Source organism: Bergeriella denitrificans NBRC 102155 (genome assembly GCF_001592185.1).
Lineage (GTDB): Bacteria > Pseudomonadota > Gammaproteobacteria > Burkholderiales > Neisseriaceae > Neisseria > Neisseria denitrificans.
This window is the reverse complement of the sequence record NZ_BCWL01000012.1, coordinates 1-21,241: the sequence shown is the minus strand read 5'-3', so window position 1 is coordinate 21,241 and position 21,241 is coordinate 1. Positions and strand designations below refer to the sequence as shown.

At 57.6% G+C, this 21,241-nt stretch carries 21 protein-coding genes; 11 read left to right on the top strand and 10 right to left on the bottom strand.

What is annotated here, in order from left to right; all coding sequences use genetic code 11:
- Positions 1 to 183: 183 nt before the first annotated feature.
- The 3 genes from recO to BDE01S_RS02020 form a co-directional block, all read right to left on the bottom strand.
- Positions 184 to 915, bottom strand: a complete 732-nt coding sequence (recO, locus tag BDE01S_RS02030; RefSeq protein WP_066076652.1) for a DNA repair protein RecO — start codon at positions 913 to 915, stop codon at positions 184 to 186.
- Positions 916 to 967: 52 nt separating this feature from the next.
- Positions 968 to 1,684 carry a GntR family transcriptional regulator gene (locus BDE01S_RS02025; RefSeq protein ID WP_066076649.1) on the bottom strand — a complete coding sequence of 239 codons (717 nt, stop codon included), beginning with the start codon at positions 1,682 to 1,684 and terminating at the stop codon, positions 968 to 970.
- A 250-nt stretch (positions 1,685 to 1,934) separates the two neighbouring features.
- Positions 1,935 to 2,351 carry an OsmC family protein gene (locus BDE01S_RS02020; protein WP_066076646.1) on the bottom strand — a complete coding sequence of 139 codons (417 nt, stop codon included), beginning with the start codon at positions 2,349 to 2,351 and terminating at the stop codon, positions 1,935 to 1,937.
- Positions 2,352 to 2,733: 382 nt separating this feature from the next.
- On the opposite strand from BDE01S_RS02020, the gene BDE01S_RS02015 reads away from it, so the two are divergent.
- The 5 genes from BDE01S_RS02015 (at position 2,734) to BDE01S_RS01995 (ending at position 6,001) form a co-directional block, all read left to right on the top strand.
- A complete protein-coding gene (locus BDE01S_RS02015) occupies positions 2,734 to 3,711 on the top strand; it encodes a DNA polymerase III subunit delta' (protein ID WP_066076661.1) in 978 nt (325 codons plus the stop codon).
- Positions 3,712 to 3,717: 6 nt separating this feature from the next.
- A complete protein-coding gene (locus BDE01S_RS02010) occupies positions 3,718 to 4,068 on the top strand; it encodes a PilZ domain-containing protein (protein ID WP_066076642.1) in 351 nt (116 codons plus the stop codon).
- 6 nt (positions 4,069 to 4,074) lie between these two features.
- On the top strand, positions 4,075 to 4,860 hold the full coding sequence (locus tag BDE01S_RS02005; RefSeq protein WP_066076639.1) for a TatD family hydrolase: 786 nt from the start codon (positions 4,075 to 4,077) through the stop codon (positions 4,858 to 4,860).
- 18 nt (positions 4,861 to 4,878) lie between these two features.
- A complete protein-coding gene (locus BDE01S_RS02000) occupies positions 4,879 to 5,118 on the top strand; it encodes a putative hemolysin (RefSeq protein WP_172459264.1) in 240 nt (79 codons plus the stop codon).
- Positions 5,119 to 5,191: 73 nt separating this feature from the next.
- Positions 5,192 to 6,001, top strand: a complete 810-nt coding sequence (locus tag BDE01S_RS01995) for a glycosyltransferase family A protein (protein WP_066076634.1) — start codon at positions 5,192 to 5,194, stop codon at positions 5,999 to 6,001.
- Between the two features lie 25 nt (positions 6,002 to 6,026).
- Here BDE01S_RS01995 and ampD read toward each other — a convergent pair whose 3' ends face one another.
- Positions 6,027 to 6,581, bottom strand: a complete 555-nt coding sequence (gene ampD / locus BDE01S_RS01990) for a 1,6-anhydro-N-acetylmuramyl-L-alanine amidase AmpD (protein WP_066076631.1) — start codon at positions 6,579 to 6,581, stop codon at positions 6,027 to 6,029.
- 86 nt (positions 6,582 to 6,667) lie between these two features.
- Here ampD and mltG point away from each other — a divergent pair, with 86 nt between their 5' ends.
- Positions 6,668 to 7,663 carry an endolytic transglycosylase MltG gene (gene mltG, locus BDE01S_RS01985; RefSeq protein WP_066076628.1) on the top strand — a complete coding sequence of 332 codons (996 nt, stop codon included), beginning with the start codon at positions 6,668 to 6,670 and terminating at the stop codon, positions 7,661 to 7,663.
- Between the two features lie 147 nt (positions 7,664 to 7,810).
- Here the strand turns inward: mltG and galU are convergent, their stop codons facing one another.
- The 3 genes from galU to BDE01S_RS01970 all read right to left on the bottom strand — a co-directional run bounded on the left by galU (position 7,811) and on the right by BDE01S_RS01970 (position 12,563).
- Positions 7,811 to 8,680: a UTP--glucose-1-phosphate uridylyltransferase GalU gene (gene galU, locus BDE01S_RS01980; RefSeq protein WP_066076625.1), complete on the bottom strand. Its 870-nt coding sequence runs from the start codon at positions 8,678 to 8,680 to the stop codon at positions 7,811 to 7,813.
- Between the two features lie 84 nt (positions 8,681 to 8,764).
- Positions 8,765 to 11,239, bottom strand: coding sequence for an NAD-dependent DNA ligase LigA (gene ligA / locus BDE01S_RS01975; RefSeq protein WP_066076622.1), 2,475 nt, complete (start codon positions 11,237 to 11,239; stop codon positions 8,765 to 8,767).
- 139 nt (positions 11,240 to 11,378) lie between these two features.
- Complete coding sequence (locus BDE01S_RS01970; RefSeq protein WP_066076619.1) at positions 11,379 to 12,563, bottom strand: cell division protein ZipA C-terminal FtsZ-binding domain-containing protein; 1,185 nt, start codon at positions 12,561 to 12,563, stop codon at positions 11,379 to 11,381.
- Between the two features lie 256 nt (positions 12,564 to 12,819).
- Here BDE01S_RS01970 and BDE01S_RS01965 point away from each other — a divergent pair, with 256 nt between their 5' ends.
- Both BDE01S_RS01965 and ribA read left to right on the top strand, forming a co-directional pair.
- On the top strand, positions 12,820 to 13,488 hold the full coding sequence (locus BDE01S_RS01965; RefSeq protein ID WP_066076616.1) for a GAF domain-containing protein: 669 nt from the start codon (positions 12,820 to 12,822) through the stop codon (positions 13,486 to 13,488).
- Between the two features lie 2 nt (positions 13,489 to 13,490).
- Positions 13,491 to 14,090, top strand: a complete 600-nt coding sequence (ribA, locus tag BDE01S_RS01960; RefSeq protein ID WP_066076613.1) for a GTP cyclohydrolase II — start codon at positions 13,491 to 13,493, stop codon at positions 14,088 to 14,090.
- Between the two features lie 727 nt (positions 14,091 to 14,817).
- On the opposite strand, the gene rnhA is transcribed toward ribA, so the two are convergent.
- Positions 14,818 to 15,258, bottom strand: a complete 441-nt coding sequence (gene rnhA, locus BDE01S_RS01955) for a ribonuclease HI (RefSeq protein ID WP_066076657.1) — start codon at positions 15,256 to 15,258, stop codon at positions 14,818 to 14,820.
- A gap of 114 nt (positions 15,259 to 15,372) precedes the next feature.
- Between rnhA and tehB the strand changes: the two genes are divergently transcribed.
- On the top strand, positions 15,373 to 16,245 hold the full coding sequence (gene tehB / locus BDE01S_RS01950; RefSeq protein WP_066076611.1) for an SAM-dependent methyltransferase TehB: 873 nt from the start codon (positions 15,373 to 15,375) through the stop codon (positions 16,243 to 16,245).
- A gap of 208 nt (positions 16,246 to 16,453) precedes the next feature.
- Here tehB and BDE01S_RS01945 read toward each other — a convergent pair whose 3' ends face one another.
- The gene (locus tag BDE01S_RS01945) at positions 16,454 to 17,863 is read right to left on the bottom strand and encodes a leucyl aminopeptidase (RefSeq protein ID WP_066076608.1); all 1,410 of its coding nucleotides are present in this window, start codon (positions 17,861 to 17,863) and stop codon (positions 16,454 to 16,456) included.
- Positions 17,864 to 18,051: 188 nt separating this feature from the next.
- On the opposite strand from BDE01S_RS01945, the gene lptF reads away from it, so the two are divergent.
- Both lptF and lptG read left to right on the top strand, forming a co-directional pair.
- Entirely contained in the window at positions 18,052 to 19,170 is a 1,119-nt protein-coding gene (gene lptF / locus BDE01S_RS01940; RefSeq protein ID WP_066076605.1) for an LPS export ABC transporter permease LptF, read from the top strand.
- Complete coding sequence (lptG, locus tag BDE01S_RS01935; protein WP_066076601.1) at positions 19,167 to 20,237, top strand: LPS export ABC transporter permease LptG; 1,071 nt, start codon at positions 19,167 to 19,169, stop codon at positions 20,235 to 20,237. The genes lptF and lptG overlap by 4 nt, the downstream gene beginning before the upstream one ends.
- A gap of 94 nt (positions 20,238 to 20,331) precedes the next feature.
- Here the strand turns inward: lptG and BDE01S_RS01930 are convergent, their stop codons facing one another.
- Positions 20,332 to 21,093, bottom strand: a complete 762-nt coding sequence (locus BDE01S_RS01930; RefSeq protein WP_066076598.1) for an endonuclease/exonuclease/phosphatase family protein — start codon at positions 21,091 to 21,093, stop codon at positions 20,332 to 20,334.
- Positions 21,094 to 21,241 lie beyond the last annotated feature (148 nt).

Below are 21,241 nucleotides of genomic sequence, written 5' to 3'. Positions count from 1 at the left end.
TTACTGCTACCGCACAGTAGCAGCGGGGCGGTGTTGGTAATCGGGCAGGTGAAGGGTTCGGGGCGTGTCACTGCGGGAAAAGGCCGCCTTGTATCAGAATTTAATTTCTCTACCTAAGAAAATACGTTACTGAAAATTATAGTGCGGCGTGGCGGCAACCGCGCTACGGGTCAATCTGCGGTATTAAGAATTTTGCAGTTGCCGCAGCTGTCGGAGAACTTGTCGGGATTGGATGCCTTCGGGCAGGTGGAAATCGAGCAAAAGGCGGGTGATGTGCAGAGCCTGCTGCAGGCTTTGGCCGTCTGAAAAACGGCCTTCGTGCAGTTGGAGCAGGGTTTCGCCGCTGACGGTCAGGCCGTCGGGCGCGTTGTCGGCGGTGTCCGATACGGCGTGCGGCGGCTCTTGCGGGGCGATGCGGTAGTGTTGCTCGGGGGAAACGGCTTGGCCGCTGCTGTCGCAGCGTAGGTCGGGGGCGTGGCCGATCAGGCTCAGCAGCCGCCATTCGAAGCGGCGCAGGGCAGCGATGTGGTTGTTTTCGGTGCAGACGGCGCGGAGAATGTCGGCCAGCGCGTCATACAGTTCGGGCTGGGGGTCTTCGCGGGCAGTCAGCTTGAGCATGATTTCGTTGACATAGAGGCCGCTGAAAAGCGCTGCGCCCTGCGGTTGCGGCCAGCCGCCCAGCCATTCGGCGCGGTGCAGGGTTTTCAGCTCCTGCGAGCCGTACCAGGAAAGGTTGACGGGTACGAAGGGCACCAATACGCCGCGCAACTCGCTCATGCGCTTGCGGGCGCTGCGGGCGAGCAGGGCGACGCGGCCGTAGCGGCGGCTGTAAATTTCCAGCCACAGGCTGCTTTCCCGCCAGGGTGTGGCGGCCAGCAGAAAGGCGGGTTCGTGGTTGACGCGGTGATTGCTCATGGCGGAGATGCCGTCTGAAAAATCGGGGCGGCGCGCGGCAGCCCCGGGCGGCTCAGTCGTTGATGGTTTCGAAGCGTTTTTCCAAGCGCTCTACGCAGGCGCCGAGGTGTTTACGCATGATTTTGATGACGCGGTTGCGCTTGCCTGCCAGCAGCAGGTCGAGAATTTCGCGGTGCTCGGCGTGGGTGTGGGTGTTGATGCTGCGCTTTTCCTGACGTTTGGTGTCGAATACGGCGACAATCAGGGAAGAGCGGGCGCACAGGGTGTTGATGATGTTGAATAAAACGGCGTTGTCGAGCAGGCGCGCCAGTTCGACGTGGAACGCGTTGGAAAGGCGGTTCCAGCCGACGCGGTCGCCTTGGGCGGATGCGTTTTCTTCCTGCTCGATCATGGCGTAAAGCGGCTGCAGGCGGGCTTCCAAATCGGGCAGGTCGGCCAGCATGTCCAAAATCATGCTTTCCATTTCGATGCGGGTGTTGAACACGTCGCGGGTTTCTTTGAGGTCGGGTACGTGGACAAACGCGCCTCGGTTGGGCTGCAAATCGACGATTTTGTCGTGCGCCAGCAGGGAAAGCGCGCTGCGGACGGTATTGCGCGAGCAGGCCATTTGGCGGCAGAGCTCGGATTCGGTCAGCTTGTTGCCGGGCAGCAGGATGTGGTCGGTAATGCCGTCTAAAATGGCGGCATAGACGCGGAAGAGTTCGGAGTCGTGACGCTCTTCGGCAATCAGGGAAGAAGCGGTCGGTGCTTGGGAGCGGATTTCAGTCATAGGTTTTCCGGGTAAGGTGTCGGCGTGCAGCGGAAAGTGTCGGCAATCTTAATCGTTATTGTTGACAATTTCAATGAGAGCTTGCACAATAGGCTCCAACAAGGCCAAGTTCGTATAAAGGCTGATAGAGAGAGAAATAATATATTATTCAATAAGCAGATATATCCGCGTGCGCTAGAGCGGATATATCTGCTTATTTGATTTCCAGACGGCCTTTTGGCACGTTTTATACGTTGCGGCCGTCTGAAAATCAGCCTTCTGCCGTTTCAAAGCTGTGGGTGACTTTGGCGGCTTTGCTCAGCATGATGGAGGCCGAGCAGTATTTTTCGGCGGACATCTGCACCGCGCGGGCAATGGCGCTTTCAGACAAATCGCGGCCGATGACTTTGAAATGGATGTGGATTTCGGTAAAGACTTTCGGCACGCTGTCGGCACGTTTGGCGGTCACGGTGGCGCGGCAGTCGCTGATTTGCTGGCGCTGCTTTTCCGCAATCATCACCACATCGATGCTGGAGCAGCCGGCTACGCCCATCAGCAGCATTTCCATCGGGCTGGGGCCGCGTTTGACCGAGCCTTCTGCGGCCGCGCCTTCCATAATGACGGTGTGGCCGTTTTCGTTGGTGGCGGCAAAGCACATGCCGTCTATCCATTGTGAGCTTACTTGCATTTTCTTTCTTTCGTAAATATTGAGATGCGCCGCAAAGTCATACCGCGCGGCCGTGCGTGCCGTGTACGGGCAGCGTTTCGGGGTTGGGGCAACGCGGTCGGACGGTGCGCATCATTTGGCTATATTGTAAACACTTTTGCCCGACAAACATAGCCGGATAAATCAAGAAATTTCGCTATAAACCCGATAAAGGATACGCTCGGGCGGCGGCGGTTTCGTCATGGTATTAGGCGGTGTGTATGGGCAAGCCCTTTGCAGCCGCCGCACGCAGGAAGGCCGTCTGAAAAAAGCCGCATACGGCGCACATAGCTGCTTGGTATGACTTTACGCTTAATTCCACTATAATGGGTGTTTCGCTTATGGCTATTCCGACACTTCCATGATGATTTATCCGTGGCATGCTTCACAATGGCGGCAGCTGGCCGCGCATTGGCAAAACCAGCCTAATGCCTGGCTGTTTACCGGCCGGGAAAATACGGGCAAAACGGCTTTTGCGCGCTTTACCGCGCAGGCGCTGCTGTGCGAAACGCCGGCGGCGGGCTGCGAGCCTTGCGGCAGTTGCGCTTCGTGCCACCTGTTTCTTCAGGGCGCGCATCCGGATTTTTACGAACTCGCGCCGGAAATGCCGGAAGAGGGCGCGGGCAGCCGCAAGCTGCTGCAGATTAAAATCGATGCCGTACGCGGCATTGTCGAGCAGATTTACCTTACCGGCGTGCGCGGCGGCCGGCGCGTGGTGCTGGTGCATCCGGCGGAGGCTTTGAATGTGCAGGCGGCCAACGGCTTGCTGAAAGTATTGGAAGAGCCGCCGCCGCACGTGGTGTTTCTGCTGGTGACGCACAACCGCGACAAGCTGCTGCCCACCATCAAAAGCCGCTGCCGCCAGATGTTGCTGCCCGCGCCTACGCGCGACGAAGCCTTGCGCTATTTGGAAGCTCAGGGCGTGGACGATGCCGCTTCGCTGCTGGCGTTTCACAGCGGCGCACCGCTGTTTCGGCCTGCGCCGGAAGCCGATGAAATGCGTGCGGAGCTTATCCGCCTGCTGGCCGCGCCGCGCTTGCTGGCGATGCTGGATTATGCGGCGGAGTTCGACAAGCAGAAGCAGCCGCTGGCGGTGTTTATCGACTGGCTGCACAAATGGCTGCTGGATGTCGCGCTGGCGCAGCAGGGCATGCCGCCGCTGTATTATCCCGATTTTGCGGCGCAGTCGGCGCAAACCGCTGCCAAAACCGATGCCGGCCGTCTGTTTGCCCTGACAGGCCGTCTGAATACGCTCGCGCCCTACGGCTACCATACCCTGAGCGTGAAGATGCAGGTGGAGGCGCTGTTGGCCGATTATCTTGAATTTTGGCAGAATAAATAGGCAGATATGATGACGACACCCGATGCTCCGGCCAAAACCCTGTTTTTGAAAATCGAAGACCAGGCCATGCTGTATCACTGCTATATGCCGTTTCTGACGCACGGCGGCCTGTTTGTGCCGACGGAAGATTTGCCCGATTTGGGCGATGAAGTGTTTTTGTCGGTCGAAATCGGCGGCGAAAACCATGTATTGCCGGTGCGTGCGGCGTGGATTAATCCGGCGCGTACTTCGGCGCAGCGGCCGCGCGGCGTGGGTTTGGCGTTTGGCACGCAGGAAGCCTGCCAGAAGCTGAAAAGCCTGATTGAAGCCGAGCTGGGGAACGACATCCGCAGCGACCGTTTAACTTTTACCTTGTGATGGATTATGCAACTGATTGACTCGCATTGTCATTTGAATTTCGAAGGGCTGGCCGGGCGTTTGGACGAAGTGCTGGCGAATATGGCGCAGCAGTCTGTGGCGCAGGCGCTGGCCATCAGCGTCAGCCGCAGCAGTTTTGAAGAAGTGTTGGCCATTGCCGAACGCTATCCGCAGATATATTGCACGGTGGGCATCCACCCCGACCGCGAAGACGCCGAAGAATTCAGCGTGCGCGAGCTGGTGTCGCGGGCGCAGCATCCCAAAGTCGTCGGTATCGGCGAGACGGGGCTGGATTATTATTGGTGCAAAGGCGATTTGGCCTGGCAGCATCAGCGTTTTGCCGACCATATTCAGGCGGCCAACGAAACCGGCCTGCCGGTGATTGTGCACACGCGCGATGCGGCCGAAGATACGCTGCGCCTGCTGAAAGAGGGCAACATCAATTCGGGCGTGATTCACTGCTTTTCCGAAGATACAGCCTTTGCCGAAGCGGCTTTGGATTTGGGCCTGTATATTTCGTTTTCCGGCCTGCTGACTTTTAAAAACGCGCCGCTGATTCAGGAAGCGGCGAAATATGTGCCCGCCGACCGCATTTTGGTGGAAACCGACGCGCCGTTTCTCGCGCCCGTGCCCAAGCGCGGCAAGCCGAACGAGCCGGCTTATGTGCGCCATACCGCCGAATTTCTGGCGAAATTGCGCGGCGAGCAGGTGGAAGACGTGGCGGCTTATACCACAGAAAACTTTTACCGCCTGTTTCGTAAAGTGCCGCGCCCGGAAAGTGCCGCAGCTTGATTGAAAGGATAGTTTGTGATGAAACGCTTAAACATCTTGGCCGCCGCCGCCGCTTTGTCCGCCTGCGGCACGCTGCCTGAAGCCGCACCGCAGCAGGCTATGGTCGGCATGGCCAATCCCGCGTCCGAATTCTGCGTGCGCCAAGGCGGTACGCTGCTGCCGCAAAAAGACGCGGAGGGCAACGAATACGCTTTGTGCCGCCTGCCCGACGGGCAAGTTGTGGAAGAATGGGCGTATTTCCGCGCACATGCCCGTTGAGCCGCGATATAAAATATTTAAAGCCGTCTGAAAACCGGATTTTCAGACGGCTTTACCGCACAGGAAGAAAACCATGAACCCGCAGCCGACTTTGGATGTCGTGATTCCTTGTTACAACGCCGCTGCTACTTTGCAGGAAGCGGTCGAAAGCGCGCTTTGCCAGCCCGAAGTCGGGCGGATATGGCTGGTGGATGACGGCTCGCAAGACGAAACACCGCAGCTAATGGCAGACTTGGCGGCGCGTTATCCGCAGGTGGCCGCCGAATATCTGCCGCGCAACGGCGGCGTGGCGCTGGCGCGTAACTGGGGCGCGTTGCAAAGCGGGGCGGATTTTGTGGCGTTTTTGGATGCCGATGATGCCTATGAGCGCGACGCGCTGGCGGCAGCCTATATGGCACTGCAGCAGTTCGATTACGTCGGCTTGGTGCGGCTGGCGCTGATACCGTGGGGCTTTCCCGAGCATTATACCGGCCACGAGGCTTTTAATAGGGGCTGGCTGCATCTGGCGATGACGGTGGGCGGCAATATGGTGTTCCGCCGCAGCGTTTTTCTGGCGTGCGGCGGTTTTCCGCAAGACGATTTGTTCAAACGTTTCGGCGGCGAAGACGGCGCGTTGGGCATTGCCATGATTCGCAGCAGCGTGGTGGGCACGCTGTTTGACGGCGGTGCACCGGGCGTGCGCCACCGCTATCGGGCGGGCATCCACGCCGAGCGTTTGCTGGACGAAGTTTTGTTCGGCCGCCGCCCCGCCGCCTTATCGCCCGAGCATATCGGGGAAGCGGAAGCCGTTACAGAACGCATCTGCCGCAGGCTGGCGGAAGTAAAGGCACACGCGGCATTTGAGCAGAACGGCGTGATGCCCGTCAGCCCTGTGTATGCCTGATATGCGGCGGCAGGCCGTCTGAAAATCAGCGTACCACGGGAAGGCCGGCGGCTTCGATTGTGTCCCAATCGAAAAAATGTCCGGGGTCGGTTTTGCGGCCGGGCGCGATGTCTTGATGGCCGGTTACGGCGGTAATCGGATAGTGTTGCGCCAAATCGGCCAGCAGCGGCAGCAGTGTGCGGTATTGCGCGTCGGTAAAAGGCTCGAAGTCGCAGCCTTCCAGCTCGATGCCCACGGAAAACGCATTGCATTTTTCGCGCCCCTGAAACGAGGAAACGCCCGCGTGGTAAGCCATATCGTCGCAGGAGACAAACTGCACCGCCTCGCCCGCGCGGGTAATCAGAAAATGGCTGGACACGCGCAATTCGTGAATCACGCTGAAAAACGGATGGGCATCGGGGTCGATGCGGTTGGTAAACAGCTGCTCCACCGCGCTGCTGCCGTATTCGAAAGGCGGCAGGGAAATATTGTGCAGCACCACGAGGGACACCGCTTCGCCCGGGGCGCGCGGGCTGAAATTGGGCGAAAACGCACGGCGCGCGCCGCACCACCAGCCCTGCTGCCAAGAAGAGTCGTTCATGTTTCAGACGGCCTTATCAATCAAAAAAGAAGAAACCGGCAAATTCGGTTATACTAGCGCCGAATTTGTCTAAGCAGAATCCTACCATGTTGAAAAAATTATTGAAATGGCCGCTGCTGTTGGCGGCTGCCGCAGCCGTCTGCATGGCGGCGCTGCTGTTTGTACCGAAAGACAACGGCAAATCCTACCGCGTACGGGTTGAGAAAAACCAAGGCATTTCGTCGGTCAGCCACAAGCTGGCTAAAGACGATGTGGTGTACAGCCGCCATATCCTGCTGGCCGCCGCCTATCTGATGGGCGTGCACGACAAGCTGCACGCGGGTACTTACCGCCTGCCGTCCAAAGTGTCCACCTGGGCGGTGTTGCAGCGGCTGAAGGGCAGCCGCCCCGATGCGGTAACGGTACGCATCGTCGAAGGGATGCGCTTTGCCGATATGCGCCGCATCATCAATGCCACCGACGACATTCAGCACGAAACCCGCGCGTGGAGCGATGAAGAGCTGATGCGCGCGGTAGCGCCCGACGCGGCGGAGCAGAACCCGGAAGGGCAGTTTTTCCCGGATACTTACGAAATCGATGCCGGCAGCAGCGATTTGCAGATTTACAAAACCGCCTACCGCATCATGCAGCGCCAGCTCAAAGCGGCGTGGGACGAGCGCCAAAGCGGCCTGCCTTACCGCAATCCCTACGAGCTGCTGATTATGGCCAGTCTGATTGAAAAAGAAACCGGCCATGCCGCCGACCGCGCACACGTTGCCGCCGTATTTGTGAACCGCCTGGCCATCGGTATGCGCCTGCAAACCGACCCCACTGTGATTTACGGCATGGGCGCGGCGTATAAAGGGCGGATACGCAAAGCCGATTTGCGCCGCGATACGCCTTACAACACCTATACCCGCGCGGGTTTGACGCCCACGCCGATTGCGCTGCCGGGCAAAGCCGCACTGGAAGCCGCCGCGCATCCTTCCGATGCCAAGTATCTGTATTTCGTGTCCAAAATGGACGGCACGGGCCTGAGCCAGTTCAGTCATACTTTGGAGGAACACAATGCCGCGGTGCGTAAATATATTTTGAAGAAATAATGCTATTTGGATTATCCAATCCGCAAAAAAGCCGTCTGAAAATCGCTGATTTCAGACGGCTTTTTGATTGATGGAGCGGTTTGATGCACAACAGGCCGTCTGAATATTTCAGACGGCCTGTGTTTTTTATGGTGCAAGCGTTGTGAATTAGCGGCCGGCGTATTGCTGCAACAGCTTGGCAAAGTCCGCGCCGGTTTCAGGGTGTTTCAAACCGTAGGCCAGCGTGGCTTCCAAATAACCGAGTTTGCTGCCGCAGTCGTAGCGTTTGCCTGCAAACGGATGCGCCAATACAAATTCGTGGTCGAGTAGGCGGGCGATGCCGTCGGTGAGTTGGATTTCGCCGCCCGCGCCGCGCGGCAGGTCGGTCAGCAGGTCGAAAATGCGCGGAGTCAGGATGTAGCGGCCGACCACCGCCAGATTGGACGGGGCTTCTTCGGGCTTGGGTTTTTCAACGATATTGGTAATGCGTTGGAAGCTTTTGAGCTGCTCGACTTCGACGATGCCGTATGAGCCGGTTTGCGAGGGATCGACGGTTTCCACGCCCAATACGCTGTTGCCGCTTTGGTTGTAAATTTCCACCATCTGCTTTAATGCGCCTTTGGGGGCATCGATTAAGTCGTCGGCCAGAATGACGGCGAAGGGCTCGTTGTTGACGGCGGCGCGGGCGCGCAATACGGCGTGCCCGAGGCCCAGCGCTTCGGCTTGGCGGATATACAGGCAGGTAATGTGGGCGGGCAGGATGTCTTTGACGTGTGCCAGCAGTTTTTCTTTGTTGCGCTGCTCCAGCTCGGTTTCCAGCTCGTAGGCTTTGTCGAAATGGTCTTCGATGCTGCGCTTGTTGCGGCCGGTGACGAAAATCATTTCGGTGCAGCCGGCTTCTACCGCTTCTTCAACGGCATATTGAATCAGGGGTTTGTCCACAATCGGCAGCATTTCTTTGGGGCTGGCTTTGGTGGCGGGCAGGAAGCGCGTGCCCATGCCGGCTACGGGGAATACGGCTTTTTTAATCGGTTTCATGGTTTCTCCACATCAAAAGTTGGGATGATTGTACAGGATAAGCTGCTTCAGCAGGCAGCTTATCGCAATAAAAATTCACGGTTTTTACGGTTTGAACAAATCCAACAGTGCGGCTTCGTCCAATACGGTAATGCCCAAGGCATTGGCTTTTTCCAGCTTGCTGCCCGCCGCTTCGCCGGCCACCACAAAGTCGGTTTTTTTGGAAACGCTGCCGGACACTTTGCCGCCCGCCGCTTCAATCATGGCTTGCGCTTCATCGCGCTTGAGGGTGGGCAGCGTGCCGGTCAGCACAAAGGTTTTGCCGGCTATTGCGGTATGGAGGCCGTCTGAATTGCTGCCGGTGTTTTCAGACGGCATGTCGGCCAGGAAACGCTGCATGGCGTGGAGCAGTGCGGTGTTGGTTTCTGTTTTGCGCCATGCCTGCCACTCGGCGGGCAGGGCCGGGTCGCCGATGAGCCCTTCCACGCTTTTTCCGGCCAAATCCCACAGGGCAGCGGCTTTGTTTTCGCTGATTTTGAAACCGGGCAGGCGGGCAATCCATTTTTCGGGGGGCAGATATTGCGCCGGAGGCAGGGTAACGGCCTGCTCTTTCGGGCGGACACCGACGGCGAGCAGTTCGTCTATCATGGCCTGTTGCCCGCTTTGGGCAAAGAAATGGGCAATGGAGCGGGCGACGACTGCGCCGATGTCGGGCAGGCAGGCCAGCACCGGCTCGGGGGCGCGGCGGACGTTTTCCAGCGTGCCGAACGCCTGCGCCAATACTTTGGCGGTGCGCTCGCCGACGTGGCGGATGCCGAGTGCGAACAGGAAACGTGCCAAATCCGGCTGCTTGCTGGCTTCCAAACCGGCGAGGATGTTTTCCGCCCATTTGGTCGGCTGCTTTTTGGCAGGGCCGTCTGAATATTCCGGTACACCGCTTTCACCGCCTGCTTCATTTTCAGACGGCAGGGTTTCGGCGTTTTCCTTCATTTTCTGCAAAGTCGGAATATCCAGGCGGTAGAGGTCGGCGAAACGGTGCACCAAATCCTGTGCCACCAGCTGCTCGATTTGTTTCTGCCCCAGGCCGTCGATGTCCATCATTTTGCGCGAGGCAAAATGAATCAGCCCCTGCGCGCGCTGGGCTTGGCAGAGCATGCCGCCGCTGCAGCGCGCCACCGCCCCGCCTTCTTCGCGTTCGACGCCGCTGCCGCAAACCGGGCAGGTGTCGGGCAGGCGGTATTGCGGATACAGCGGGATTTGCTGCGTCTGTTTTTTTTCAGACGGCATGGGGGAGGCGGCAAACAAATCATTTTGCAGGCCGTCTGAAAACGGGGCGGCGGGCGGATCGGTTTCGACGGTTTTCATCGGGCGGCGTTCCAAGACGACGCGCACGACCTCGGGAATGACGTCCCCCGCGCGACGTACCACTACGGTATCGCCGACGCGCACGTCTTTACGCTGGGTTTCGCCTTCGTTGTGCAAAGTGGCGTTGGTGACGGTGACCCCGCCGACAAATACAGGCTGCAGGCGGGCTACGGGGGTGAGTGCGCCGGTGCGCCCGACCTGTACGTCAATGGCTTCTACAATGGTTAAGGCTTCTTCGGCCGGAAATTTGTGCGCGATGGCCCAACGCGGCGCACGCGAAACAAAACCCAGTGTTTCCTGCTGCGCCAAGCTGTTGACCTTGACCACCATGCCGTCGATTTCATAGGGCAGGTCGGGGCGCGTGGCCTGCATTTTTTCGTAAAAGGCAAGTACGGCGTCGATGTCGGGAAAGCAGCCGAAATGACCGTAGGGCAGGCTGAAGCCGAGTTCGCCCAAATAGGCCAGCTCTTGAATGTGTTCTGCCGCCGTCAAACCGCCTTGCTGCTGCGCGATGCCGTAGGCGAAAAAATGCAGTTTGCGCTGTGCCGTGATTTTGGAGTCCAACTGGCGCAGGCTGCCTGCGGCCGCGTTGCGCGGATTGGCAAACGGCTTTTGGTTGTGTTCGAGCTGGCGGCGGTTGAGTGCGGCAAAATCGGCTTTCAGCATTAATACTTCGCCGCGCACTTCAATCAAATCGGGCAGGTTGCCGCCGTGCAGACGCAAAGGAATATTGGCAATGGTTTTGGCGTTTTGCGTAACGTCTTCGCCGCTGGCACCGTCGCCGCGCGTGGCGGCGCGTACCAATAGGCCGTCGCGGTAGAGCAGGCTGACGGCCAGGCCGTCGAATTTGGGTTCAATCACATATTCCGGCGTTTCCGCGCCCAGGCCTCCGCGCACGCGTTCGTCGAAGGCATACATTTCGGCATGGTCGAATACGCCGTTTTCGTCTTGCGGTGAAAACGCGTTGTTCAGCGACAGCATCGGCACTTCGTGGCGCACCGTCTCAAAACCGGCCAAGGCCGCGCCGCCGACGCGCTGGGTGGGGCTGTCGGGCTGCCGGTATTCGGGATGCGCCTGCTCCAGCGCTTCAAGTTCGCGGAACAGACGGTCGTATTCTGCGTCGGGCACGCTGGGCGCGTCGAGTGTGTAATATTCGTAGCCGTAGCGGTTGAGCAGGGCAGTGAGTTCTTGGATGCGTTGCAGGGTCGGATTCATGGTAAGGGCGGATTTTCAGACGGCATTTGGGCGGAAAGGCCGTCTGAAAATGTTAAAAAATAAAAGGGATTTTACCTGAAAATATCAATAAAAAAGCGGCTATGTCGAACATATCCGCTTTTTTTGGCTATATCTGAAATCAGGAGAAGAGGCGCAGGGCCGTTTTGCTGCCGGGCTTGATGCCGACTTTGAGCATTTCTTCCTGACGCGCCAATACATAGGCACGCACGTCTTTGAGCCATTGGGTGGACACTTCTTCCTGTTTGTCGTTGACCAAATCCAAGCCGAGCTGGCCGGAGAGTTTGACGGCCAAATCCATAAAGCGGTCGAAGTTTTTCTCGCCGGCGGGCACGTGCGGAATATCCAGCAGCATGCTGAAGCCCGGATAAGTCTGACCGGCCTGGGCGGTAAACGGCGAGCCGTCCATGGTGCTGACGGTAAACATGCTGCTGCCGTTTTCGCCGGCGAAGCGGAACAGGCCGTCTTCCTGCAGCGCGAAACCGACGCTTTCCAGCGCCGCGCGCATTTCGGAAGCGTTCAGATCGGTTTGCGATACCAGATGGATGGCGATGGTTTGGTCGACGCGCAGGCAGAAGTCGTCTAAAGCGCGGGCCACTTCGGTAAAGGCGGCGGCATCGGTGTGCTTCACTTTACCGTTGACTTGCAGGGCAAAGGCATCTACCTGGCGGTTGAATTGCGCCAGCTCTTCCTCTTCGGCCAAACCGTTGCGGCTGACGGCCTGCAGACCCATCACGAAGCCTTGGTAATAAACGCCGGGAATCGGCTCGGCTACTTGGAAGCGGTCGTCGGTGGTGCAGCCGATGATTTGGAAGCGGTGGCGGTTGGACAGGCGCGGCAGGGTGTGCAGCTCCTGCGGCTCGTTCAGCGCCACATAGGCCAGATAGTCGAAGCGCGGATCAAACCACGGCAGCTCGACCTGCACCAGCTCGTCCAGGCTCACCAAAGGCAGCGGCGCGGCATCGGCTTCTTGGGCTTCGGCGGCAGGCGCAGCTTCGGCCGCATCCGCAGCTGCTTCAGGCGCAGCAGCCGATTTGGCCGCTTTGGTTTTGGCGGCAAACAATTCGTCTTGTTCCTGCAGGTTGCGTAAAGCCGCTTCCTGGGCTTTGGAAGGCTTTTTGACAAACAAGCCCTGGCCGCCGGTTTCTTTATTGTCGCGCACATGGTTGACTTTGCTGTCCAGCAGCGCGTCTTTGTCGGAATGGCCGAACTGTTCGCGTACTTGTTTGCGGTATTGGTTTTCCTGATACATATTGTAGGCGATTACGGCCAGAATGATGGCCAAGCCCAAAACGATAATAATCATGATGTCATCACTTTCGGAAGGAAAGCCAAGCCAAGCCGGAGCAAGATGGCTTTAATCGGTAATCATAGGGCGGATTATAACGAAATTTACCGCCTCTGGCAGCAACCGTATCACGAAAAGCAGGCAGATAGGGCGTTTTCTTGAAATATCGCCGCGATTCCCCATATAATCGCCCTGAACTTTTCGGGGCTGCCCGAATGCCGCGCCGCATTTTTCAGACGGCGTGTGCCGCAATGAATAAGATAAGGAAAGGCCGATGCCTGCTTCATTAATTCGAGATTATCTGCAAACCCAGGGCTTGAAGCTGCCGCAAGACGATGTCCGCATCGCGTATGCGGCGGCGCAGGCCGTGATGGATTTGGGCAGGGCTTCGGTTGACCGCTCCGTATTGTGGTATGCCTGCGACGGTGTGGCCCTGGCCGATTATCTGCCCCAAACCGAGGAAAACGAAGCCCTGCTCAAGCAGGTGTTTATGGCTTTGGATTCGGTGTACAGCCGCCAAGCGCATATCCGCAGCGCGGTGGTGTATGCCCATCTGCCCGCCGAAGAAACCGGCGCGCAGCTGGTGTGTTTGAGCCGGCAGGGCGAGTTAATCGAGCATTGCCTGAGCGTGGACGAAGCCGCCGGGCAAAGCCATCTGCCCTGCCGCACCGCGCAAAGCGGCTGGCTGAATATCTGCAACGATTCGGCGCATTGGCTGGCCATCGGCGAGTTGGCCGGTGAACACAACCTGCGGAGCGGCGCACAGTTTACCGCGCCCGTCTGCACCGCCGGCGGCGCCGTATTGGGCGTGGTGCACGTAGAATTTGACGACAAAGACCGCGCCGACGAAGCCGCACAAGCCGAATGGACGGCGCTGGCCTTAGCGCTGGCCGCACCGCTGCAAAAACTGCTGCGCGTAGAAGATATCGACGGAGAAGAATAAATATGGCCGAACCACTGAAATTTGTCGCTTCCTGCCGCCTGCCGACCGAATGGGGCGTGTTTATGATGCACGGCTTTGAAGAGCCAGGCGGGCAGGAGCACGTTGCGCTGGTGATGGGCGACGTTGCTGACGGCCGCCCCGTGCTCACGCGCGTCCATTCCGAATGCTTAACGGGCGACGCGCTGTTTTCGCAAAAATGCGACTGCGGGCCGCAGCTGCAGGCCGCGATGCAGGCCGTGCAGCAGGAAGGGCGGGGCGTGATTGTGTATCTGCGCCAGGAAGGACGCGGCATCGGCCTAATTAACAAAATCCGCGCCTACCGGCTGCAAGATCAGGGGCTGGATACGGTAGAAGCCAACGTCCGCCTCGGCCTGCCCGTGGACGCACGCGATTTCACGCTGGCCAAACATATCTACGACCACCTGGGCATCCGCTCGGTGAAGCTGCTGACCAACAACCCCGAAAAAGTCCAAACTCTGCAATCTGCCGGCATCGAAGTTGCCGAACGCCGCGCCCTGCAAGTGGGCGAGAATGCGGAAAACGAACGCTATCTGCATACCAAAGCCGATAAGCTGGGGCATTTTTTGTATGAAGCGCAGTAAAGCCGTCTGAAAACGTTGCCGGATAAGGAAAAGCCGTCTGAAAAATATAACTTTCAGACGGCTTTTCTATATAATGGCTGTGGGGCTAGGTAAGCAAAAGCCCCGCTGGCACGGGGCGTTTTGCGAAGCCTCCCTGGAAAGGAGGTAAATCAAGTGAAACTCCTACTTGCCTTAGGTAAATTTCAATTGGCGGTCGTTATCGACCATAGGGTTATCTTAGCCCTGTTGATGTATTTCAGTCAATAGAAACGCGCCGCAAACAAAAAACTTTACGTTTCCGCCTGCTGTAAAGCAGGCGGTTTTTCTATTTCAAATAAATAAAAGAGCCGTCTGAATATGCGTTTTCAGACGGCTCTTTTATTGCGTAGCAGCTATTCTGTTTACCGGATTGGGTTGGTAAAAGGCTGCTTTTATGTATAATGGCTTTGGGGCTAGGTAAGCAAAAGCCCCGCGGTCACGGGGCATTTGCCAAACCTCCCTAGAAAGGAGGCATGTGTCAGATGAAACTCCTAGTGACGATAGGCAAATTTTAATTGACGGTCGTTATCGACCACAGGATTATCTTAGCCTTGTTGATGTATTTCAGTCAATAGAAACGCGCCGCAAACAAAAAACTTTACGTTTCCGCCTGCTGCAAAGCAGGCGGTTTTTCTATTTCAAATAAATTAAAAAGCCGTCTGAAAGTACGTTTTTCAGACGGCTTTTCCGTCATCTCCATACGCCGCGCTTATTTGCCGAAACGTTCCGCCCCAAGATTGGCCAGCGCGTCGGCGCGTTCGTTTTCGCGGTGTCCCGCATGGCCTTTGACCCAGCGCCAGCGCACGTCGTGGCTGGCGACCAGCCCGTCCAGCGCACGCCACAAATCATCGTTTTTCACCGGCTTTTTGGCGGCGGTTTTCCAGCCGTTTTTCTTCCAGCCGTGTATCCAGCTTTCCATACCGTTTTTCACATATTGCGAATCGGTGTAGATTTCCACCGCGCAGCGGCGCTTGAGGCTTTTCAGCCCCTCGATAACGGCGGTCAGTTCCATGCGGTTGTTGGTGGTGTCCGGCTCGCCGCCGAACAGCTCTTTCTCATGCTCGCCGTAGCGCATCAGCACGCCCCAGCCGCCCGCGCCCGGGTTGCCCTTGCAGGCGCCGTCGGTATAGAGATAAACGGTTTTTTCCATCATGCGCTCCGTATTCAGACGGCCGCCATCATAGCACAGGCCGTCTGAAAATTTGCATTCGGATAAAATAATCATATAATATGAATATTTATTATTCAGCAAAAGGGAGCGGCTATGTCCGAGCAGCAAAATTTACAGCAGGCGCTTTTGTGTTACGGCGAATCTCCGGTATTTTCGGGCGCGGAAATCCCCGAAAATATCTGGGCAGCTTATCCGCCCGAAGAGCATGTGTGGGTCGGAGTAAGCGTAGAGCAGGGCGCGTTGGATTGGATGGAAAGCGACAGCGATGCGGAAATACGCACTGCGCTGTCAGCCGGCAGCGAGCGGATGGTTGCCCCAAATCAGCCGCACCGCCTTGCCCCGCAAAGTAGCGATACCGCGATTAAACTGGCGTTTTATTGCGATGCTGCCGATTACTTTCATAAAAAATACGGCATGAGCGCCACGCATTCCGCCGTCCGCGCCGCGCAGCATATTGTGCCCGCAGGTAAAGCGTTGGATATGGGCTGCGGGCAGGGACGCAACGCGCTGTTTCTCGGCCTGAAAGGATTTAATGTTACCGCCGTCGATGCCAACCCGCAGGCCGTGCGGAATGTTGCCGCGCTGGCGCAGCAGGAAGGCTTGCCCGTACGCGCGTTTGAATACGACTTGAATACCGCCGCCCTGCAGGAAGACTTCGATTACATCGTGGCAACGGTGGTATTGATGTTTCTGCAGCCGCAGCGGATACCGGCCGTGATTGCCGATATGCAGGCGCACACCCGCGCGGGCGGCTACAACCTGATTGTCTCGGCTATGGACACCGCCGATTACCCCTGCCCGATGCCTTTTCCTTTCAAATTCCAAGCAGGCGAGCTGCGCCACTACTATCAGGATTGGGAGATTGTGGAATACCGCGAGGAACTCGGCGCCATGCACGCCCGAGACGAAGCAGGTAATCCGATACGCTTTAAATTTGTGACCATGCTGGCGAAAAAGCCGGAGTGAGTGCGGGATAAAAGCTAAAAAGCCGTCTGAAAAAGTGAATTTTCAGACGGCTTTTTTGTTTTGATGCGGGCTGAGACCTTTGTAAAAAAAGCTGAAACACTCGGCGACGTCATTAGCTGCGCAGCGGACTTGCGCAGCTAATGACGGCAAGGGATTTAAAATATTTTTGAAAAGGTCTCAGGCTACAGCTTCCGCTCCGGCCTGTGTCTTACGCTAGATTGCGTAAGTAGTTCAACAGCAACGGTACGGGGCGGCCGGTGGCGCCTTTTTCGCCGCCGGATTTCCAAGCAGTGCCGGCGATGTCGAGGTGCGCCCACGGGTAGTCTTCGGTGAAGTAAGAGAGGAAGGTACCGGCGGTAATCGTGCCTGCGCCGGGGCTGCCGATGTTGGGGATGTCGGCGAAGTTGGATTTGAGCTGGTCTTTGTAGGTGTCGAAGAGCGGCAGCTGCCATGCTTTGTCGTCCACGGCTTTGGAGGCGGCCAGCAGGCTGTCGACCAATTCCTGATTGTTGCCCATCACGCCGCTGACGTCGTGGCCGAGGGCGATGATGCAGGCGCCGGTGAGGGTGGCGACATCAATCACGGCGCGCGGTTTGAACTGTTCGGCGTAAGTGAGTGCGTCGCAGAGTATCAGACGGCCTTCTGCGTCGGTGTTCAAAACTTCGATGGTCAGGCCTTTCATGGATGTGATGACGTCGCCGGGTTTGTTGGCGTTGCCGGCGGGCATGTTTTCGCAGGTGGGGACGATGGCGATGAGGTTAATCGGCAGCTTGAGTTTGACTGCTGCGCAGAATGTGCCGATAACGGTGGCCGCGCCGCACATGTCAAACTTCATTTCATCCATGTTGGCACCGGGTTTGAGCGAGATGCCGCCGCTGTCGAAGGTGATGCCTTTGCCGACCAATACGGTGGGGGCGGCGGTTTTGTCGGCGGCACCGAAGTAGCTCAGTTCGACCAAGTAGGGATCTTGCGTGCTGCCTTTGGCGACCGACCAGAATGAGCCCATATTGGCTTGGATGTAGTCTTTGCCGATGATTTTGGCGGTTGCGCCGAGTTTTTCGGCTTCGGCTTTGGCGGTTTGGGCTAAAAATTCGGGCGTGCACTCGTTGGGGGCGGCGTTGCCTAAGTCGCGGCAGAGGGTTTGGCCGTAAACTTGGGCTTCGGCCGCAGCCAGGGCGGCATTGACTTTATCGGCATGGGCGCTATGGAATACGGCAGTTTCGAATTTGGCCGGTTTGGCTTCTTTTTTGTAGCGGTCGAAACGGTAGGCGGCATTGCCGAATGCGGCGGCGAGGGCTTCGGCCACGCGCGGGGCGTTTACTTCGCAAAACGGTGCGAGTTCGACATTGACCTGCGCTTGGTTTTGCGCCCATTTGGCGGCGTCGCTTGCGGCTTTGTTGAGCGCGGCGCGGTCGAAATCTTTTAAGCGCAATACCGCTACGGCCTGCAGGCCGTCTGAAGCGGGGATTTTGGTGTCGGTAAAGTTTTGGCCTTCTTCCAGCGATCGGGCGAGGGCTTGCGCGGTTTCGTGACCAAGCTGCGCGGCTTCGGTAAAGACAAATAACAGCGCGCCCGCCTGATTTGGCTGCAAGGTTTCGGCTTTTGTGCTAAATTCCACGTTTGTTCTCCTGATGATAGGGTGTCGGGATGTTTTCAGACGGCATGGCCGCTGCGGCGCGAAGCCGTCTGAAAAATATGCTTGATTGTACTCTATGTGCAGGCCGTCTGAAACCTTATCCGGACATCAGTGCAGATCACGTGTGAAGCGTGTTGCGCTTTGAAATTTTCTGCTTAATATAGCTTTTTATGATTTACCAACGCAATTTTATTAAAGAACTCTCCTTTACCGCCGTCGGCGTGTTTGTGGTGTTGCTGGCGGTATTGGTGTCCACGCAGGCCATCAACCTGCTCGGCCGCGCGGCAGACGGGCGGGTGGCGACGGAAGCGGTATTGGCGCTGGTCGGCTTCTGGGTCATCGGCATGACGCCGCTTTTGCTGGTGTTGACGGCGTTTATCAGCACGCTGACGGTGCTGACCCGCTACTGGCGCGACAGCGAAATGTCGGTCTGGCTGTCCAGCGGCTTGTCGCTGCGCCAGTGGGTGAAGCCCGTGATGCAGTTTGCCGTGCCGTTTGCGCTGCTGATTGCCGTGATGCAGCTGTGGGTGATGCCGTGGGCGGAGCTGCGCAGCCGCGAATATGCGGAAATCCTCAAGCAGAAGCAGGAATTGTCGCTGGTGGAAGAGGGCAAGTTCAATACGCTGGGCAAACGCAGCGACCGCGTGTATTTTGTGGAAACGTTCGACGCGGATTCAGGCATTATGCGTAATCTGTTTTTGCGCGAACAAGACGATAAAGGCAACGATACGGTGGTGTTTGCCAAAGAGGGCAGCTTCTCGCTCGCCGACAACAAGCGCACGCTGGAGCTGCGCCACGGCTACCGCTACAGCGGCACGCCGGGCAAGGCCGATTACAACCGCGTCTCGTTTGAGCAGCTGGATTTGGTCATCAGCACCACGCCGAAAATCGTCGATCCGATTTCGCACCGACGCACCATTCCCACTTCGCAGCTGATCGGCAGCAGCGACCCGCAGCACCGCGCCGAGCTGATGTGGCGCGTCTCGCTGCCCGTGAGCGTGCTGCTGCTCTGTCTGCTGGCCGTGCCGCTGTCGTATTTCAATCCGCGCACGGGGCATACCTACAATATTCTGATTGCCATCGGTATGTTTCTGCTCTACCAAAACGGCCTGACCCTGCTGCGCCGCGCGGTGGAAAGCGGCAAAATCCCGTTTATCGTCGGCCTGCTGCCGATGCATATCCTGATTTTGCTGGCGGCATTGGTGCTGCTGCGGGTACGCAGTATGCCCGCGCAGCCGTTTTGGCAGGCCGTGGGTAAGAGCTTAACCCTGAAAGGCGGAAAATCATGAATTTGGTTTCGCGTTATATTATCCGCCAGATGGCCGTGATGGCCGTGTATGCGCTGCTGGCGTTTTTGGCGCTGTACAGCTTTTTTGAAATCATCAACGAAGCGGGCAATCTCGGCAGAGGCGGCTACAACGCTTGGACGATGACGCAGTATGTTCTGCTGCAGATGCCCGCACGCGCCTACGAGCTGATGCCGCTGGGCGTATTAATCGGCGGCCTGATTGCCTTGAGCCAGCTGGCGGCGGGCAGCGAGCTGACGGTGATGAAAGCCAGCGGCTTGAGCACCAAAAAGCTGCTGCTGATTTTGTCGCAATTCGGCCTGATTTTCGCCGTGGCAACGGCCGCACTCGGCGAATGGGTTGCGCCGTCTCTGAGCCAGCGCGCGGAAAATCTGAAAGCGAGTGCCATTCACGGCAAAATCAGCACCGGCGCGTCGGGCTTGTGGCTGAAAGAGCAGAACAACATCATCAACGTGCGCGAAATGCTGCCCGACCATACGCTTTTGGGCATCAAAATCTGGCAGCACAACGACCGCTACGAATTGGTGGAAGCAGCGGAAGCCGACAGCGCGGTGTTGAACGCCGACGGCTCGTGGCAGCTGGAAAACGTGCGCCGCAGCGCATTGTCGGACAATCAGGTCAGCGTCTCCGAGCAGGCGCAGCTGCAATGGCCGGTGGCGCTGAAAAGCAGCCTTTTAGACGTATTGCTGGTCAACCCCGATCAAATGTCGGTATCGGAGCTGACCGCCTACATCACCCATTTGGAAAACAACCGCCAGCAAACGCAAACCTACGCCATCGCCTGGTGGCGCAAGCTGATGTACCCCGTAGCGGCCTGGGTGATGGCGCTGGTGGCCTTTGCCTTTACCCCGCAAAACACGCGCCACGGCAATATGGGCTTGAAACTGTTCGGCGGCATCTGCCTAGGGCTGGCGTTTCACTTCGCCGGGCGGCTGTTCGGCTTTACCAGCCAGCTTTACGGCATCCCGCCTTTCCTTGCTGGCATACTGCCGACGGCGATTTTCGCACTGCTGGCGGTGTATCTGATACGCAGGCAGGAAAAACGCTGAAATACGGTTAAAAAGCCGTCTGACAAATACCCGATTGGGGTTTTTCAGACGGCTTTTTTGTTTTGTTTTCTAGGAATGTAATGCCTCTCACACCCTAAGGCAGCTTGGGCTTAACCTTGACGCTCAACGGCAGATGGTCGGAGAGTTTCTGCCAATGGGTGCTGTTGTGGATTTGCGCGTCTAAAATGTCCAGATTGCGGGTATAAACGCGGTCAAGGCTGAGCAGCGGCATACGGGCGGGGAAGGTTTTGGGGCGCTTGCCGCGCTCGTCCACAAACACTTCTTCCAAATCCAAGGCGCTGCCCAGGGTGCGGGCGGATTTCTGCCGCCAGTCGTTGAAATCGCCGGCGATAATCAGCGGGCTGTCGCGGCTGATGTGGCGGCTGACGTATTCAAAAATGGCCTGATACTGCTTGGCGCGGTCGGGCTCGCGCAGGTTGAGGTGGGCGCACAGGCAGACCAGCGGCGTTTCCCAGCCTTCGGGCAGCACTTCGCAATGCAATACGCCGCGCTGCTCCATTTTGTTGACGCTGATATTCAGATTATGGCGCGTATCAATGGGCAGATGGCTGAGTATGGCATTGCCGTGGTGGCGCTCGGGGAAAACCGCGTTTTTGCCGTAGCTGCGGTGAAAATCCAGATGCTCGCCCAATACGTCGTAATGCGGCTTGTCGGGGAACTCGGAAAACTTGTGATGCCGCCCCGTATGCTGCCCCTGCACTTCCTGCAGAAACAATACGTCCGAATTCAGGTTTTTCAGCGCTTCGGCCATGCGGTCAAGCTGCACCTTGCGGTTGAGCGCCGACATACCTTTGTGCATATTGTAGGAGGTAACGGTAACGGGAGATGCGGACATAGTGAAAAGCGAAAAGAGACGGAAGGGCGCGGCTGCTTGCCGCTTATCCCGTATAGTATAGCAGCAGCCCGTGTAAAGTTTATGCGGGTTTGCGGAAAAAAGCCGTCTGAAAATACGCGCAGGGTTAGGGGTATTTTCAGACGGCTTT